At 66.1% G+C, this 14,642-nt stretch carries 19 protein-coding genes; 9 read left to right on the top strand and 10 right to left on the bottom strand.

The genetic code is table 11. The annotated features are described in order from the left end of the window. Positions 1 to 4: 4 nt before the first annotated feature. Together AC37TH_RS13370 and fabG are read right to left on the bottom strand one after the other, a co-directional pair. A complete protein-coding gene (locus tag AC37TH_RS13370; RefSeq protein WP_490764829.1) occupies positions 5 to 568 on the bottom strand; it encodes a TasA family protein in 564 nt (187 codons plus the stop codon). A 158-nt stretch (positions 569 to 726) separates the two neighbouring features. Next, positions 727 to 1,437, bottom strand: coding sequence for a 3-oxoacyl-ACP reductase FabG (gene fabG, locus AC37TH_RS13365; protein WP_490764828.1), 711 nt, complete (start codon positions 1,435 to 1,437; stop codon positions 727 to 729). A gap of 60 nt (positions 1,438 to 1,497) precedes the next feature. Between fabG and AC37TH_RS13360 the strand changes: the two genes are divergently transcribed. From AC37TH_RS13360 to AC37TH_RS13350, 3 genes are read left to right on the top strand one after another with little or no spacing between them, the layout of a single operon-like run. Next, positions 1,498 to 1,809, top strand: a complete 312-nt coding sequence (locus tag AC37TH_RS13360) for a DUF3099 domain-containing protein (protein ID WP_490764827.1) — start codon at positions 1,498 to 1,500, stop codon at positions 1,807 to 1,809. Continuing rightward, positions 1,806 to 2,027 (top strand): hypothetical protein, encoded by a 222-nt coding sequence (locus AC37TH_RS13355; RefSeq protein ID WP_490764826.1) that lies wholly within the window; start codon positions 1,806 to 1,808, stop codon positions 2,025 to 2,027. The genes AC37TH_RS13360 and AC37TH_RS13355 overlap by 4 nt, the downstream gene beginning before the upstream one ends. Next, complete coding sequence (locus AC37TH_RS13350) at positions 2,024 to 2,911, top strand: SURF1 family cytochrome oxidase biogenesis protein (RefSeq protein WP_490764825.1); 888 nt, start codon at positions 2,024 to 2,026, stop codon at positions 2,909 to 2,911. Before AC37TH_RS13355 ends, AC37TH_RS13350 begins: the two co-directional genes overlap by 4 nt. A gap of 36 nt (positions 2,912 to 2,947) precedes the next feature. On the opposite strand, the gene AC37TH_RS13345 is transcribed toward AC37TH_RS13350, so the two are convergent. The 6 genes from AC37TH_RS13345 to sufB form a co-directional block, all read right to left on the bottom strand. Then, the gene (locus tag AC37TH_RS13345) at positions 2,948 to 4,546 is read right to left on the bottom strand and encodes an ABC-F family ATP-binding cassette domain-containing protein (protein WP_490764824.1); all 1,599 of its coding nucleotides are present in this window, start codon (positions 4,544 to 4,546) and stop codon (positions 2,948 to 2,950) included. Positions 4,547 to 4,668: 122 nt separating this feature from the next. Beyond that, on the bottom strand, positions 4,669 to 4,998 hold the full coding sequence (locus AC37TH_RS13340; protein WP_460631985.1) for a metal-sulfur cluster assembly factor: 330 nt from the start codon (positions 4,996 to 4,998) through the stop codon (positions 4,669 to 4,671). A gap of 9 nt (positions 4,999 to 5,007) precedes the next feature. After that, positions 5,008 to 5,802 carry a Fe-S cluster assembly ATPase SufC gene (sufC, locus tag AC37TH_RS13335; protein ID WP_490764823.1) on the bottom strand — a complete coding sequence of 265 codons (795 nt, stop codon included), beginning with the start codon at positions 5,800 to 5,802 and terminating at the stop codon, positions 5,008 to 5,010. Between the two features lie 3 nt (positions 5,803 to 5,805). After that, on the bottom strand, positions 5,806 to 6,129 hold the full coding sequence (locus AC37TH_RS13330; RefSeq protein ID WP_490764822.1) for a non-heme iron oxygenase ferredoxin subunit: 324 nt from the start codon (positions 6,127 to 6,129) through the stop codon (positions 5,806 to 5,808). Beyond that, positions 6,129 to 7,316: a Fe-S cluster assembly protein SufD gene (gene sufD / locus AC37TH_RS13325; RefSeq protein WP_490764821.1), complete on the bottom strand. Its 1,188-nt coding sequence runs from the start codon at positions 7,314 to 7,316 to the stop codon at positions 6,129 to 6,131. The genes AC37TH_RS13330 and sufD overlap by 1 nt, the downstream gene beginning before the upstream one ends. Continuing rightward, entirely contained in the window at positions 7,317 to 8,735 is a 1,419-nt protein-coding gene (sufB, locus tag AC37TH_RS13320) for a Fe-S cluster assembly protein SufB (protein WP_490764820.1), read from the bottom strand. A gap of 284 nt (positions 8,736 to 9,019) precedes the next feature. On the opposite strand from sufB, the gene AC37TH_RS13315 reads away from it, so the two are divergent. The 6 genes from AC37TH_RS13315 (at position 9,020) to AC37TH_RS13290 (ending at position 12,897) form a co-directional block, all read left to right on the top strand. Further along, complete coding sequence (locus AC37TH_RS13315) at positions 9,020 to 9,967, top strand: COX15/CtaA family protein (protein ID WP_490764819.1); 948 nt, start codon at positions 9,020 to 9,022, stop codon at positions 9,965 to 9,967. 195 nt (positions 9,968 to 10,162) lie between these two features. After that, complete coding sequence (locus AC37TH_RS13310) at positions 10,163 to 10,540, top strand: hypothetical protein (RefSeq protein WP_490764818.1); 378 nt, start codon at positions 10,163 to 10,165, stop codon at positions 10,538 to 10,540. After that, positions 10,537 to 10,974 (top strand): hypothetical protein, encoded by a 438-nt coding sequence (locus AC37TH_RS13305; RefSeq protein ID WP_490764817.1) that lies wholly within the window; start codon positions 10,537 to 10,539, stop codon positions 10,972 to 10,974. The genes AC37TH_RS13310 and AC37TH_RS13305 overlap by 4 nt, the downstream gene beginning before the upstream one ends. Continuing rightward, on the top strand, positions 10,971 to 12,203 hold the full coding sequence (locus AC37TH_RS13300) for a Tle-like phospholipase domain-containing protein (RefSeq protein WP_490764816.1): 1,233 nt from the start codon (positions 10,971 to 10,973) through the stop codon (positions 12,201 to 12,203). Before AC37TH_RS13305 ends, AC37TH_RS13300 begins: the two co-directional genes overlap by 4 nt. Before the next feature lie 14 nt (positions 12,204 to 12,217). After that, entirely contained in the window at positions 12,218 to 12,565 is a 348-nt protein-coding gene (locus AC37TH_RS13295) for a hypothetical protein (protein ID WP_490764815.1), read from the top strand. Beyond that, complete coding sequence (locus AC37TH_RS13290) at positions 12,562 to 12,897, top strand: hypothetical protein (protein WP_490764814.1); 336 nt, start codon at positions 12,562 to 12,564, stop codon at positions 12,895 to 12,897. Before AC37TH_RS13295 ends, AC37TH_RS13290 begins: the two co-directional genes overlap by 4 nt. A 30-nt stretch (positions 12,898 to 12,927) precedes the next feature. On the opposite strand, the gene AC37TH_RS13285 is transcribed toward AC37TH_RS13290, so the two are convergent. Together AC37TH_RS13285 and AC37TH_RS13280 are read right to left on the bottom strand one after the other, a co-directional pair. Continuing rightward, the gene (locus AC37TH_RS13285; protein WP_490764813.1) at positions 12,928 to 13,464 is read right to left on the bottom strand and encodes a GNAT family N-acetyltransferase; all 537 of its coding nucleotides are present in this window, start codon (positions 13,462 to 13,464) and stop codon (positions 12,928 to 12,930) included. A 2-nt stretch (positions 13,465 to 13,466) separates the two neighbouring features. Next, positions 13,467 to 14,387 (bottom strand): heme o synthase, encoded by a 921-nt coding sequence (locus AC37TH_RS13280; protein WP_490764812.1) that lies wholly within the window; start codon positions 14,385 to 14,387, stop codon positions 13,467 to 13,469. Positions 14,388 to 14,642 lie beyond the last annotated feature (255 nt).

The following is a 14,642-nucleotide window of genomic DNA, read 5'->3' as shown; positions in this document are numbered from 1 at the left end:
CGCGCTAGGCCTGCGTGGCGGTGAACGGGAACACCACCTGGATGCTCTGGCCGGCCACGTCGACCGTCGCCGCCGGGTCGAGCGTCACCTTCAGATGAAGCGTCCGTCCGTTCGCCGACCCGCCGGAGGAGATGTCGAGAGCCGAGAAGGCCGCAGCAGTCAGCGGACCGCTGTAGAGGGTCGTCGGCGTGGCCGGGACGGTCGTATCCGTGATGACGATGGACAGGCTGTCCTGCAGTTCGGACGCCGGGGACACTGCGGTGTTCGTGATCTGCGGGTCCGCCAGGGCGACGTCCGCGTTGACCGTGCCCGAGTTGAAGACCTGCAGGTCGCGCGAGACGGTGTCGCCGGGGGCGAGGTTGTCGAAGCCGGCACTGAAGTCGACCAGGTAGTTGCTGGGGTTGCCGTCCTGATCGTCGTCGAACTTCAGGTCGAGCGAGCCGGAGGTGAACGTGGTCTGCACGTTTCCCGTGTCTGTGAACGCCGCCAGCGTCATGCCGACGGCTGCCGTCAGCACGATGCCCGCCGCCGCCAGGACCTTGATCCTCGGCGTGAGTGTCTTCGCCATTGTTGCCACCTCCCGATTGAGCGCTGGTGCGCTGCACGGGATGTGGAGTCTCCGGCGAGCCTCACGCCGTCCACGTCCCGATTGGCGCAAACCTATCGAGACGCGGAGCGACTGAGCTACCTAAATTGACATTTGTATATCAAAATACTGAAATGCAATCAGTGGCCCATGCCCAGGCCGCCGTCCACCGGGATGACAGCACCGGAGATGTAGCCGGCGTCGTCCCCGGCGACCCAGGCGACGACCTTCGCGACCTCGGCCGCCGTGGCGAACCGTGCGGCCGGGATGTTGCGCTTGTACTCGGCCTGCTGCGTCTCCGGCAGCGCGGCCGTCATGTCGGTCTCGATGAAACCGGGCGAGACGACGTTCGCCGTGATCCCCCGCGCCCCAAGCTCCCTCGTGATCGAACGCGCCATACCGACGAGCCCGGCCTTGGACGCCGCGTAGTTGACCTGTCCGGCGCTGCCGTAGAGGCCGACGACGCTCGAGATGAAAACGATCCGCCCGAACCTGGCCTTCAGCATCCCCTTGGAGGCGCGCTTGACGATTCGGAACGACCCACCGAGGTTCGTGTCGACGACCGTGTCGAAGTCCTCGTCCGTCATGCGCATCAGGAGGGTGTCGCGCGTGATGCCCGCGTTCGCGACGACGACCTCCACCGGGCCGAGCTTCTGCTCGATCTCCGCGAACGCCGCATCCACCGCCGCGCTGTCCGTCACGTCCGCCCGCACAGTGAGCGCCCCCTCCGGACCTTCGCCGGACCGCGCGGTCACGGCGACCCTGTGCCCCTGAGCCAGGAACTCCTCCGCGATGGCGAAGCCGATTCCGCGGTTTCCTCCGGTGACGAGCACGGTGCGCTGGGTAGACATGCATTTTCCTCTCAATAGAAACGCTCACCAGTTTATGGACGTAGTCTTGATCCAACGCACATGAAGCACCCACAACAGTCGATCACGAATCTTCCGCTCTCACCCGACGAAGAGCGACGACACCGGATGATCAAGTATTCGGTCGCCATGGGAATCCGTGTGCTCTGCATCTTCGCGCTGCTGTTCGTGCCGGGCTGGTGGGCGATCATCCCGATCATCGGCGCCATCTTCCTGCCGTACTTCGCGGTCGTCGTCGCGAACGTCTCCACCGACCCGCGTCGAGCGGAAGTTCAGCGTCCGGGGAATATCCTTCCCATGGGCCCTCCCCCGCCCTCTGGGGGCCCGGACGAGACGAAAGGCGCGGACGAGTGATCGGCTTCGGCGAACCGGAACCCCTGACCTGTTCCCGCGCAGGCTGCCGTGAGCAGGCATCGTGGCGCATCGAGTGGCGCAACCCGAAGATCCACACGGAGGACCGCGTGAAAGTCTGGCTCGCGTGCGCTGAGCACATCGACTTCCTGAGAGAGTTCCTGGGAGCGAGGGACTTCCCGCTGAGCGTGCATCCCGTGTCGGAGAGGACGACCGCGTGAGCGGCGGCACCACCGGAGGCGCGGACGACGACGCACGCGGAAGCTGGCGGTTCGCGTTCTCCCGTCGCTGGCTCGGCTACCTGGCGTTCGCCGTCGTGTTCGCCATCGCCTGCGGCGGACTGTCCGCCTGGCAGCTCGCACGCAGCAAAGAGGCCGCCGCCGCCAACGCGCTCATCTCGCAGAACTTCTACTCGAAGCCGGTTCCGCTCACCGACGAGTTGTCCAGCCTCACGGCGTACGCGCCGAAACAGGAGTGGACCAGGGTGCAGGTGACCGGCACATACGAGAAGGGCCAGGAACTCCTCGCCCGCAACCGCCCGTTCAACGGCAGCCCGGGCTTCGAGGTGCTCACGCCGCTTCGCACAGCGGACGGCTCCCTGTTCATCATCGACCGCGGCTGGGTGCCGACGGGCAACACCACGGATGCGCCGGACAGCGTCCCGGCCGCACCGTCGGGGACCGTCACGGTCGTCGCCCGCCTGAAAGCCAGCGAGCCGTCCATCCCAGGACGCACAGCGACCGGCCGTCAGGTAGGCACCATCCAGCTCTCCGTCGTGAAGTCGAAACTCGACAGCGACAACGTGTACACCGGCGCATACGGTCTGCTCGACTCGCAGAAGCCGTCCCCCGCGTCCGCCCCGACCCCCACCGTCACCGACCCGCCGACCCAAGATGAGGGCCTGCACTGGTCGTACATGATCCAGTGGATCATCTTCGCGCTGATCGGGTTCTTCGGCCTCGGCTACGCCCTCCTGACGGAATACCGCAAGCGCAACGAGCACACAGCCGAAGAGCAGGCCAAGGCCGCAGAGCGTCAGCGCCGGCGCGCGTTGAAGCGCACCGACGCCGACGTCGAGGATGAGCTGATCGACGCCAACGGCTGATCGCCCCCGGGCTCATCCGCGCCGAGCGCATTACCGCTACGCGAGCGAGATGAGCTCCAGGTAGTCCTTGTTCCAGTGGTCCTCGACGCCGTCCGGCAGGATGAGGACGCGCTCGGGGTTCAGGGCCTCGACAGCGCCCTCGTCGTGGCTGACCAGGACGACGGCACCCTCGTAGTGCGCCAGCGCATCCAGGATCTCCTCGCGGCTGGCGGGGTCGAGGTTGTTCGTCGGCTCGTCGAGCAGCAGCACGTTGGCGCCGGAGACGACGATCATCGCGAGCGCGAGACGGGTCTTCTCTCCACCGGAGAGCACCCCGGCCGGCTTGTGCGAGTCGTCGCCGGTGAACAGGAACGAGCCGAGCACACGGCGCGCTTCCGTCTCGGCGAGGTCGGGGGTGGCCGACATCATGTTCTGCAGCACGGAGCGCTCGACGTCGATCGTCTCGTGCTCCTGCGCGTAGTAGCCGATGCGGAGACCATGACCGGGTTCCACCTGGCCGGTGTCCGGCTTGTCGACGCCCGCGAGCATCCGGAGCAGGGTGGTCTTACCCGCACCGTTCAGTCCGAGGACGACCACCTTGGAGCCGCGGTCGATCGCGAGGTCGACGGCGGTGAAGATCTCCAGGGAGCCATAGCTCTTCGAGAGGTCGCTCGCCTGCAGCGGCGTGCGGCCGCAGGGAGCGGGGGTCGGGAAGCGCAGCTTCGCGACGCGGTCGACGGCGCGCACGTCTTCAAGGCCCGCCAGCAGCTTCTCGGCGCGAGCGACCATCTGGTGCGCGGCGGCGGCCTTGCTCGCCTTCGCGCCGAACTTGGCCGCCTGCAACTGCAGGACGCCCGCCTTCTTCTCCGCGTTGGCGCGCTCCTTCTTACGGCGCTCCTCGTCGGCGGCGCGCTGGCGCTGGTAGTGCTTCCAGCCCATGTTGTAGATGTCGATGGCCTGACGGTTCGCATCCAGGTAGAAGACGCGGTTGACGGTCTCCCCCACCAGCTCCACGTCGTGCGAGATCACGATGAAGCCGCCGGTGTAGTTCTTGAGGAACTCGCGCAGCCAGATCACCGAGTCGGCGTCGAGGTGGTTGGTCGGCTCGTCGAGGATCATCGTGCGTGCGTCCGAGAACAGGATGCGCGCCAGCTCGATACGACGACGCTGACCGCCGGAGAGCGTCTTCAACTGCTGGTCCAGGATGCGGTCCGGCAGGTTCAGGTTGCTCGCGATCGACGCGGCCTCCGCCTCGGCCGCGTACCCGCCGAGCATGTGGAAGCGTTCCTCCAGCGTGCCGTACTTCTTCATGGCGGCGGCGGACACCTTCTCGTCCGTGCTCGCCATGTCGTGGGTGGCCTGCTGCATACCGAGCACGATCGAGCCAAGGCCGCGGGCATCCAGGATGCGGGTGCGGGCGAGGTCTTCGAGGTTGCCGGAGCGCGGGTCCTGCGGCAGGTAGCCCAGCTCCTCCGTGCGATCGACCTTGCCGCCATTCGGCAGCAGGTCGCCGGCCAGCACCTTGGTGAGGGTGGTCTTCCCTGCTCCGTTGCGGCCGACGAGACCGATCTTGTCGCCGGGCGCGACACGGAAGCTCACGTTCTCCATGAGCAACCGGGCTCCGACTCGGAGCTCGAGGTCTTGCACGGCAAGCACAGTCAATCCATTCGTTCGTGGTCACACGAGTGGTCCCGAATTGCCGTGCGAGCCGAAGCTCGCGCGGCAATTCGGGACCACTCTCTTGTGTGTTGGTAGATCCGGGGTGTGGCGGGGTGGAGCTAGATGGCGAAGCCGAGGGCTCGCATCATGTCGCGGCCGTCGTCGGTGATCCGGTCGGGACCCCACGGCGGCATCCACACCCAGTTGATGCGGAAGGCCTCGACGATGCCGTCCAGGCTCTCGGCGGTCTGCTCTTCGAGCACGTCGGTGAGGGGGCAGCCTGCGCTGGTCAGCGTCATCGAGATGATGAGCGCGTTGTTCTCGTCGTCCCAGGCCAGGTCGTAGATGAGGCCGAGGTCGACGACGTTGATCCCGAGCTCGGGATCCATGACGTTCTTCAGTGCCTCCTCGACCTGGTCGAAGAGCGCGGGGCTCAGGGTGGCGGGCATGACTGAAGCCTACGCCTCTGTCAGCTCGGCGGCGTCGGCCTTGGCCGGCTCCGGAGCGTCCACGTAACGGTCGTAGCCCTCTTCTTCGAGCCGGTCGGCCAGCTCGGGGCCGCCCTGCTCTGCCACGCGGCCTGCGACGAACACGTGCACGAAGTCCGGCTTGATGTAGCGGAGGATGCGCGTGTAGTGCGTGATGAGGAGGATGCCGAGGCCGGTGTTCTCCTTGGCGCGGTTCACGCCCTCCGAGACGATCTTGAGCGCGTCGACGTCGAGACCGGAGTCGGTCTCGTCGAGCACGGCGAACGTGGGCTTGAGAAGCTCGAGCTGCAGGATCTCGTTGCGCTTCTTCTCTCCACCGGAGAAGCCCTCGTTGACGTTGCGCTCTGCGAAGGACGAGTCCATGCGGAGCTTGCCCATCGACTCGCGGACATCCTTGACCCAGCTGCGGATCGACGGAGCCTCTCCGTCGATCGCGGTCTTGGCGGTGCGCAGGAAGTTGGTGTTGGTCACACCGGGGATCTCGACCGGGTACTGCATGGCGAGGAACAGGCCGGCGCGGGCGCGCTCGTCGACGGTCATCGCCAGCACGTCGGCGCCGTCGAGCGTGATCGTGCCCTGGGTGACGGTGTACTTCGGGTGCCCGGCGATCGTGTAGGCGAGAGTGGACTTGCCCGAGCCGTTCGGGCCCATGATCGCGTGGATCTCGCCCTCGCGGATGGTCAAGTCGACGCCGTTCAGGATGGGCTTGGTGCCCTGCTCCGTCTCGACGGTGACGTGCAGGTCGCGGATCTCAAGGACTGACATGGACTAAATCTCTTTCGTTGCGTTCGGGTCGAGGTAGACGTCTCCGTCGATGAGCTCGACCTGGTAGACGGGGACCGGCTCGTACGCCGGTAGGTTCAGGGGCTTGCCGGTGAGGAGGGAGAACTGCGAGCCGTGCGCCCAGCACTCCAGCGTCTCGCCCTCGATGAAACCCTCCGACAGCGAGATCTCGCCGTGCGTGCAGGTGTCACCGATGGCGTGGATGTCTCCTGCCGAGTCTTTGACGAGGGCGATCGGCGTGCCGTCGACGACGACGCGGGTGGCCTGGTCGACCACCAGCTCGTCGGCGGAGCAGACGCGCGTGCCCATCAGCTCCCCACCGTGACGGCGGACTCGAGCTCGGCCTCGATGGCGGCCTGCAGACGCTCCTGGAGCGCCGGCGAACCGATCTGCTGCACGATCTCGCCGAGGAAGCCGCGGACGACGAGGCGACGAGCCTCCTCCTCCGTGATCCCTCGGGACTGCAGGTAGAACAGCTGCTCGTCGTCGAACCGGCCTGTGGCGCTGGCGTGGCCGGCGCCGACGATGTCGCCGGTCTCGATCTCGAGGTTCGGGACCGAGTCGGCGCGAGCGCCGTCGGTGAGGACGAGGTTGCGGTTCTGCTCGTAGGTGTCTGTGCCGACGGCCTTCGGCCCGATCAGCACGTCGCCGATCCAGACCGTGCGAGCGCCGTCGCCCTGCAGAGCGCCCTTGTACGTGACGCGGCTGCGGGTGGCCGGTGCGTCATGGAAGACGTACACCTGCTGTTCGAGGTGCTGGCCGGCATCGGCGAAGTATGCGCCGAACAGTTCGGCGTCGGCCCGCTCGCCGGCGAGGTGCGCGGACGGGTTCAGTCGGACGACACTTCCTCCGAGCGTGACGGCGACGTGCTTGAGCAGCGCATCCTGGCCGATGCTGGCGAAGTGGGTGGCGACGTGGAGTGCGTCGTCGTCCCACTCCTGCACGGTGACGACCGTGAGGTGCGCGCCCTCGCCGAGCAGGAACTCGACGTTCTCGGTGAGACGCGCGGCCCCGCTGTTCTGCAGGATGACCGTCGCCCGGCTGTGCGGCGCGGCCTCGACGATGGTGTGCGCCGCGCGGGGCGCGCTGCCGAGAGCCGACCTGGTGAGCGTGAACTCTGCGCCCTCGTCTCCGCTGACGGAGATGAGGAGCGCCTGCTCGAAGGTGCTCCACGCGTTCGCGGACGCGCGGTCCTCCGGCGTGCCTGCGCTGCCGATGCGGGCGTCGTCACGACCGACCCACGCGGTGCTGACACCGGAGGCGACGTTCGCGTCGAACACGTACGGCGCGCCGTCCAGCTCGCCGGAGATGAGCTCGGCGAGACGGGCGACGGGAGTGTGCTTCCAGACGGCCTCGCGGCCGGTGACATCCGGGAACTCGGAGACGACGGTGGACTTGAAACGGTCGGAGCGGGTCTGCACGGGCACAGCGCTGCGCATGTGCTTCGGCGCTGCCGTTCCCTCGGTTTCGATGGTCTTCGGGGTGGCGGTGGTCATTTAGCCGACAGAGCCTTCCATGCCCATCTCGATGAGCTTGTTGAGTTCGAGTGCGTATTCCATCGGGAGTTCCCGCGCGATCGGCTCGATGAAGCCGCGCACGATCATGGCCATGGCCTCGTCTTCCGGCATTCCGCGCGACATCAGGTAGAAGAGCTGCTCCTCGCTGACCCGCGAGACGGTCGCCTCGTGGCCGAGCTGGACGTCGTCCACCCGGATGTCGATCGCCGGGTAGGTGTCCGACCGGGAGATGGAGTCGACGAGCAGAGCGTCGCAGCGCACGGTGTTGGCCGCGTGGTGCGCGTTCGCATCCACCCTGACCTCACCACGGTAACCGGCGCGACCACCGCCGCGCGCGATCGACTTGGAGACGATCGACGACTGCGTGTACGGCGCCATGTGGATCATCTTCGCGCCGGCGTCCTGGTGCTGGCCGGGGCCGGCGAACGCGACGGAGAGGGTCTCGCCCTTGGCGTGCTCCCCCATCAGGTAGATCGACGGGTACTTCATCGTCACCTTGGAGCCGATGTTGCCGTCGATCCACTCCATCGTCGCGCCCTCGGCGGCCGTGGCGCGCTTGGTGACGAGGTTGTAGACGTTGTTGGACCAGTTCTGGATGGTCGTGTACCGGACGCGGGCGTTCTTCTTGACGATGATCTCGACCACGGCGGAGTGCAGGGAGTCCGACTTGTAGATCGGGGCGGTGCAGCCCTCGATGTAGTGGACGTAGCTATCCTCGTCCGCGATGATCAGGGTGCGCTCGAACTGCCCCATGTTCTCGGTGTTGATGCGGAAGTACGCCTGCAGCGGGATCTCGACGTGGACGCCCTTCGGGACGTAGACGAACGATCCGCCAGACCACACAGCGGTGTTCAGCGCGGCGAACTTGTTGTCGCCGGCCGGGATGACCGTTCCGAAGTACTCCTGGAAGATCTCCGGGTGCTGCTTCAGCGCAGTGTCGGTGTCGAGGAAGATGACGCCCTGCTGCTCCAGATCCTCACGGATCTGGTGGTAGACGACCTCCGACTCGTACTGGGCGGCGACGCCGGCGACGAGGCGCTGACGCTCCGCCTCCGGGATGCCGAGCTTCTCGTACGTGTTGCGGATGTCTTCCGGAAGGTCTTCCCAGGACTGGGCCTGCTTCTCGGTGGACCGCACGAAGTACTTGATGTTGTCGAAGTCGATCTCGGAGAGATCGGCGCCCCAGGTGGGCATCGGCTTGCGCTCGAAGAGCTGCAGCGCCTTGAGGCGACGCTCGCGCATCCACTCCGGCTCGTTCTTGAGCGCGGAGATATCGGTCACCACCTCAGGCGAGATCCCTCGACGCGCGGACTGCCCTGCCGCGTCGGAGTCGGCCCAGCCGAACTCGTACTGCCCAAGGCTGTCGAGTTCGGGGCGGTCGATCAGGATGTCTGACATATCTACCTCGTTTCCTTCCACTCGTAACCGGCTATCATTCCGGCTCATTCCCTCGTACTGGTCGAATACACGACCTGCACAGCGTCCTGATTGTGCGGGTGGCTGGTGTGCGTACCTAAACTGTTCGGAGACTCGGGCTCCATCGCCCCGGCTGCAATTGCAGGCACGCGCATCGGGCGCGTTTCTCGAACCCACCAATTCTACAGGTGCAGACCGGTAATAGTAGAGACGCGCCTGCGCGTTGCCCGAGTATCCGAACCAGAAGCAAGGAAATCAGACCCAGAATGAAGCGCATCATCGCCTGGCTGCCCGACCGTGTCGACGTCCGGCTGAAGGTCATCGGGTGGATCTACCTCGTCGGGCAGATCGTTCTGGTGGGCACTGGAGGGCTCGTCCGGCTCACGTCGAGCGGCCTCGGCTGCCCCACCTGGCCGAAGTGCACGGCCGATTCGCTGGTCAACACGCCGGAGATGGGCATCCACGGCGTGATCGAGTTCGGCAACCGGCTGCTGGGCGTGCTGCTCGGGATCATCGCCATCGTCGCGTTCATCGCGATCCTGCGACTCCGCAAAGAACGCAAGGACCTGTTCTGGCTCACCCTGCTCGCCGGGCTCGGCATCCCCGCCCAAGCGGTCATCGGCGGCCTCAGCGTGCTCACCGACCTGAACCCGTACGTCGTCGGCTTCCACTTCGTCGTCTCGATCGCGCTCGTCGCCCTCTGCACCGCGTTCGTGTTCCGCCTGTACGCGACACCGGGACCCCGGATGCGCGCGGTGCCCCGCTGGTTCGCCATCACCACGCACATCACGAGCTTCGTCGTCGCCGTCACGATCATCGTCGGCATCCTCACCACGGGGTCGGGACCGCACGCGGGAGACGCCAAAGCGCCGCGCAACGGCCTGAACCCGGAGATCCTGCAGCACGTCCACTCGATCCCGGCCTACCTCACCTTCGCACTGACCCTCGTACTCGTCATCGCGTCACTGCGCATCAGGACGACACGTGTGCACCGGTTCACGATGTACCTGCTCGCGGTCGAGGTGCTCCAGATCGCCGTCGGACTGATCCAGGCGAACACCGGGTTGCCCGGCATCCTGGTCGGCATCCATATGATGCTCGCGGCCACGCTCGCCTCCGCAATGACGGCCGTAGTCCTCTCGCTCAAGGCGCCCGTCACCGAGGCGAACCCCGCAGACGCGTTGTCAGTCGAGCGCGGCGCCGCCGTCGCCTGACGGCCCGGTCGGGACGCCGACGATCTGCGAAAGTCTTCAAGAGTACTGGAACCGCCGCGCCGTGATGCCTGACGATGTCATGTGTAAGATATTAATGTGGTGTACAGAGAACGGGTCAGCTCCGACCCGCCAAGGGTTCGGGTCGCTCGACTGATGTCGCAGGCGCCTGGCGCCTCGCGAGCAGTTCGACGAGCGGTGAGCGCAGCCCTGCTCGGCGCCGTTCTGATCACGGGTCTGGCGGCTTGTTCGTCGATACGCGATCGCCTCATCACACCCGACCCTCCCGTTCGGGAACAGCAGCGAGCGGCGGCACTCTACTTCCGCGACGAGTACCAGCCGAACGTCGAAAAGATCCGGTTCACCCGGGACGGCGGCAGGCCCGGCCTTGGCGTCCCCTGGTGCGTGAACGCCGTGGCCACTGTCGAGGACGGGGATTACTACGTGATCATTGGACCGGCCACCAGTCCATCGTTCGTGGGCGGCACCGGCGTGCCGCCCGAACCAGCGATGTCCGCTCCGCACCTCCCGTTGACGGTGACCTATAGCGATGAAACGTCGGAAGTGATCGAGTGACGACCGCCAAAGGCCGCTTGATCCAAAACGCTCCGTACGCGAAAGGAGTTCGAGCGGTGTGCGCTGCGCTGCTCGGCGTCGCCCTGATCGTTGGCCTGACAGCCTGCTCATTGATAGGAGATCGCCTCATGACACCAGACCCCCCAGTCCGAGAACAGCAGCGAGCGGCCGCGCTCTACTTCCGCGACGAGTACCAACCGAACGTCGAAAAGGTCCGGTTCACGCAGGAAGGTGGGCGGCCAGGCCTCGGTGCGTCGTGGCGAGCAAATGCGATCGCAACAATCGAGGGGCTTGAGTACCACGTGATCATCAGCCCATCACTCGGTCCCTCATTCGTGGGCGGCGACAGTATGCCGCCCGAAGCACCGATGTCCGTTCCGCACCTCCCGTTGACGGTCGTCTATAGCGATGAAACGTCGGAGGTGATCGAGTGACGACCGCGGAGCAGTACATGGACCTCGCGGACAAGGCGTACGAGGTTGACCGACTACGCCGGGATCCTCCGCTGAGCGTGGGCGAAAGATTTCGCGCCGGAAGCGGCGACCACACGCAGGCCTATCAAGTGATCGACACCGAGGACCATGCGGCGAATGGCTTCCAGGCGATGGCGGTTGTCCCGGTCGTGGATGGCGTGCCGGACATGTCGCACATCGTGGTGTCGTATGCGGGCACGAATCCGGATCACCGTGCTGACATCTTGGAGGATGTCGAGACGATCGTCGGGGGAACGCAGGGTCCGCTGAGCCAGGTACCGGATGCTCTGCGCTTCGCCGATCGGGTGAAGGAGGCGCATCCTGGCTCGACTCTTTCGACGGCCGGGCATTCGCTGGGCGCGTTCCTCGCATTGCTGGTGGCCGCGGAGAACGACTGGGACGCGACGACCTTCAACGGACCCGACCCGTGGCACTCGTTGTCGCCTGAGGCGAAGAAGCGGCTGGAGGCCGAAAAGAAGGCGGGTCGTCTTCGGCTGCACAACTACGTGAACGAGTGGGACATCGTCGGCAACATCTTCGGCAACCGCACGGGCGCTGCCGATTTCGTGACCGACAAGCGGGGCCGCGACACGTTGGACTATCACAACATCGGAAAGGGCGGCGCGTTCACATTCGATCCGGATGGTTCGGTCACCGACGCCGGTGCGAAAGCTCGTTACTTCGACGACATCCTCGCGAACGCCGCCGACACGCTCCTTCCCGGAGCCGCGACTGTTTTTGCTCCCGTGCTGCTGGCGCTGGCCGTTACCGCAAACGACCCGGCAGCGATGAAGACACTGGCCATTACCGTGTCGGGGGCTCTGGTGGCGGTCAATTCGGTTTCCGCTCTCGGCCTCGCGGCGAGTATCGGCGGAACCGCGACCGCGCTGGCCGAGATCAAGTCGGCCAACGGCCGCATCATCCCCAGGATGGAGGACGGTCTGCTGGCGGCGAAAAACGCCGCCGCGGTCCTGCCCACGATCACGGCGTACGACATCGAGCACTGCATCGATGCGCACCGCTTGCACGTTCACCAGAACGTCGATGAAGACGCCGTGCGGGAGGTCGGCGAACGGGTCGACCGCCACATCGTGCGGGTGGACCAGCTCAGCCAGGGCATTTCTCAGTCGGTGCGTCACACCCTGGATCAGGACGCGCAGTGGGCCGTGACCTTCGGTCTCGGCGGATAGGAGCAGCATTGATTATGAACCCAGCAGACTTCGTCACGGAACTCTTCGACGGCATCGACCGGGAGGTGCGGACTGGCGTCCACGAGGTCGAGGACTTGATCGAGGCGCACGTCCACGGTGCAGCAGTCCAGCTCCTGAACAGCCTGATGCCGCCGATCGTCCACGCCAACAACTCCGCCGTGAAGCTCAGCGAGTCCGCCGTCGTCGCTACCGCGAGTTCCGCCGTCGGTCTCACCCTCAGCACCGCGGATCTCGGCAACTCGGTCCTCGCGGGGGCCGTCGCGGACACGGTGCAACGCGGCCTCAACGAGCTGAAGACGGAGAGCGACTACGCCACGGGGGTGAACAGCATCGCATGGTGACCCACCACTCGCTCGCGGAACTGGAAGACGCCCACGACCAGGAGCGCCGGACCGCACGACTGAAATTGGAGTCGGCCGAGCAGTACATCGGCCACTACCGCTCCCGCATCGACCAGGTGGGAGAGACGTTCTACAGCCTCGGCGCGCACAAAGGCGTGGTCGACGATCCGGGCTTCCGCGAACAGCTCCGGCGCGTCTCGGATACCGCCGTCGAGAATGTCGCGTACGCGGGCCGCAGGGTCGGCGAACTGGAGGAAGAGTACGACACGATGCTCAGAGAGCAGGACGAGCAGCGCGAACGGTTCCTGGCAGAACACCGCGACACCGACTGACGAACCCTCGGGTCACCGGCAGCACAGCAGTCAGGCCGGGCTGGTTTCGGTCAGGACGCCGAAGAACGCTTCGCGGGACTCCCCGCGAAACTCGACGGTGTGCGCCGGTGCGCCGGTGAAGACGAAGCCGAGATCGGTCGCGAGACGCTTGCTGGCCTCGTTTCCGACCAGGTACTCCCAGCGCAGCCTGGTGAAGCCCAGCCCGTCCGGGGCCAGAGCGTGCGACAGGACGCGCCGCAGCGCCTCCCTCATGTAGCCGTGGCCCCGCGCCTCCGGAGCCTGCCAGCAGCCGAGGGAGGCGGAGCCATCTGCCTCGTCCTTTCGCACCTCCACGACGCCGAGCAGCGGCCCGTCTGCGATGCGGTACGCCCAGACGGCGAACCGGCCGCTCGCTTCACCGTGCGGCACATAGCTGCGGACGAAGAACGCGGCGTTCTCCCTGGTGTACGGGGACGCGATCGGAATCCACCGCTGGATGCCGGGATCCTGGCAGGCGGCGAAGACGGCGTCGATGTCCGACTCGCGCGGCGCATCGAGAACGAGACGTTCCGTGCGCAGCACGCGCATCGTCAGAACGGCAGGAGCGGGTCGATGGCGACGGCGAGGAAGATCAGCGTCAGGTAGGCGATGGAGCCGTGGAAGACGCGCATCGGCGACACGGCGGCGTGGCGGATCGCCAGGTTGTACAGGCGGTGCGACTCGTAGAGGAACCAGGCGCCGACCACCACGGAGATCGTGGAGTAGACCAGGCCCATGTGCGCGACCGGGATGAGCAGCAGCGAGCAGGCGACCATCGCCCACGCGTAGAGGATGACCTGCAGGCCGACCACGGCGCGACCACGGACGACCGAGAGCATCGGCACGCCGGCCTCTTTGTAGTCTTCGCGGTACTTCATCGACAGCGGCCAGTAGTGCGGCGGCGTCCACAGGAAGATCACGCCGAACAGGATGAACGCCGGCCAGTCGAGCGAGCCGGTCACGGCCGCCCAGCCGATCAGGACGGGCATGCAGCCCGCGATGCCGCCCCAGACGATGTTCTGCGGGGTGCGGCGCTTGAGGATCAGCGTGTAAAAGACGACGTACAGCAGGATGGCGAGGAGCGAGAGCCCTGCTGCCAGCCAGTTGGTGAAGAAGCCGAGCACGAGCACGGACGCGACGCCGAGCGTGTAGGAGAAGACGAGCGCCTCGCGGTCGGTCAGCTCGCCGGTGACGAGCGGGCGGTTCTTCGTGCGCTTCATCACGCGGTCGATGTCGCGGTCGATGTAGCAGTTGAACGCACCGGCGGAACCGGCGGACATGTACCCGCCGATCACGGTGGCGACGACCAGCCAGAGGTTCGGGATGCCGTTGGCCGCGAGGATCATCGTCGGAACGGTGGTCACGAGGAGTAACTCGACGACACGCGGCTTCGTCAGTGCGAAGTATGCCTTGACCTTGCGGGCGACGCCGATTCGGCCCGATTCGACACGGCTCTCTACAGCGACGTCCATTGCTCCTCTAACGATTCGACCGATCCCCCAGCGATTCTAGGATACCCGGCCCGCTTACTCCCCGGGCGCGTTATCCACAACCGGCCGAGGGAACACCCCATGTTTCGTGTGCGTTACCTATACTTGGAGGTGCTCGCCAGCCGGAGCCCGAATATCCCCGTGGCCTTTTGTAGGACTCGAACGGATGCGGTCCGGCGCCGATGACGTCCACGGCGCGCACTACCTCAACCGGTGCGGGACCACGACGGCCCTCAC

It is taken from the genome of Leifsonia sp. McL0627 (genome assembly GCF_058244615.1).
The sequence above is the reverse complement of the archived record's forward strand: the minus strand, read 5'-3'. Positions and strand labels throughout refer to the sequence as shown.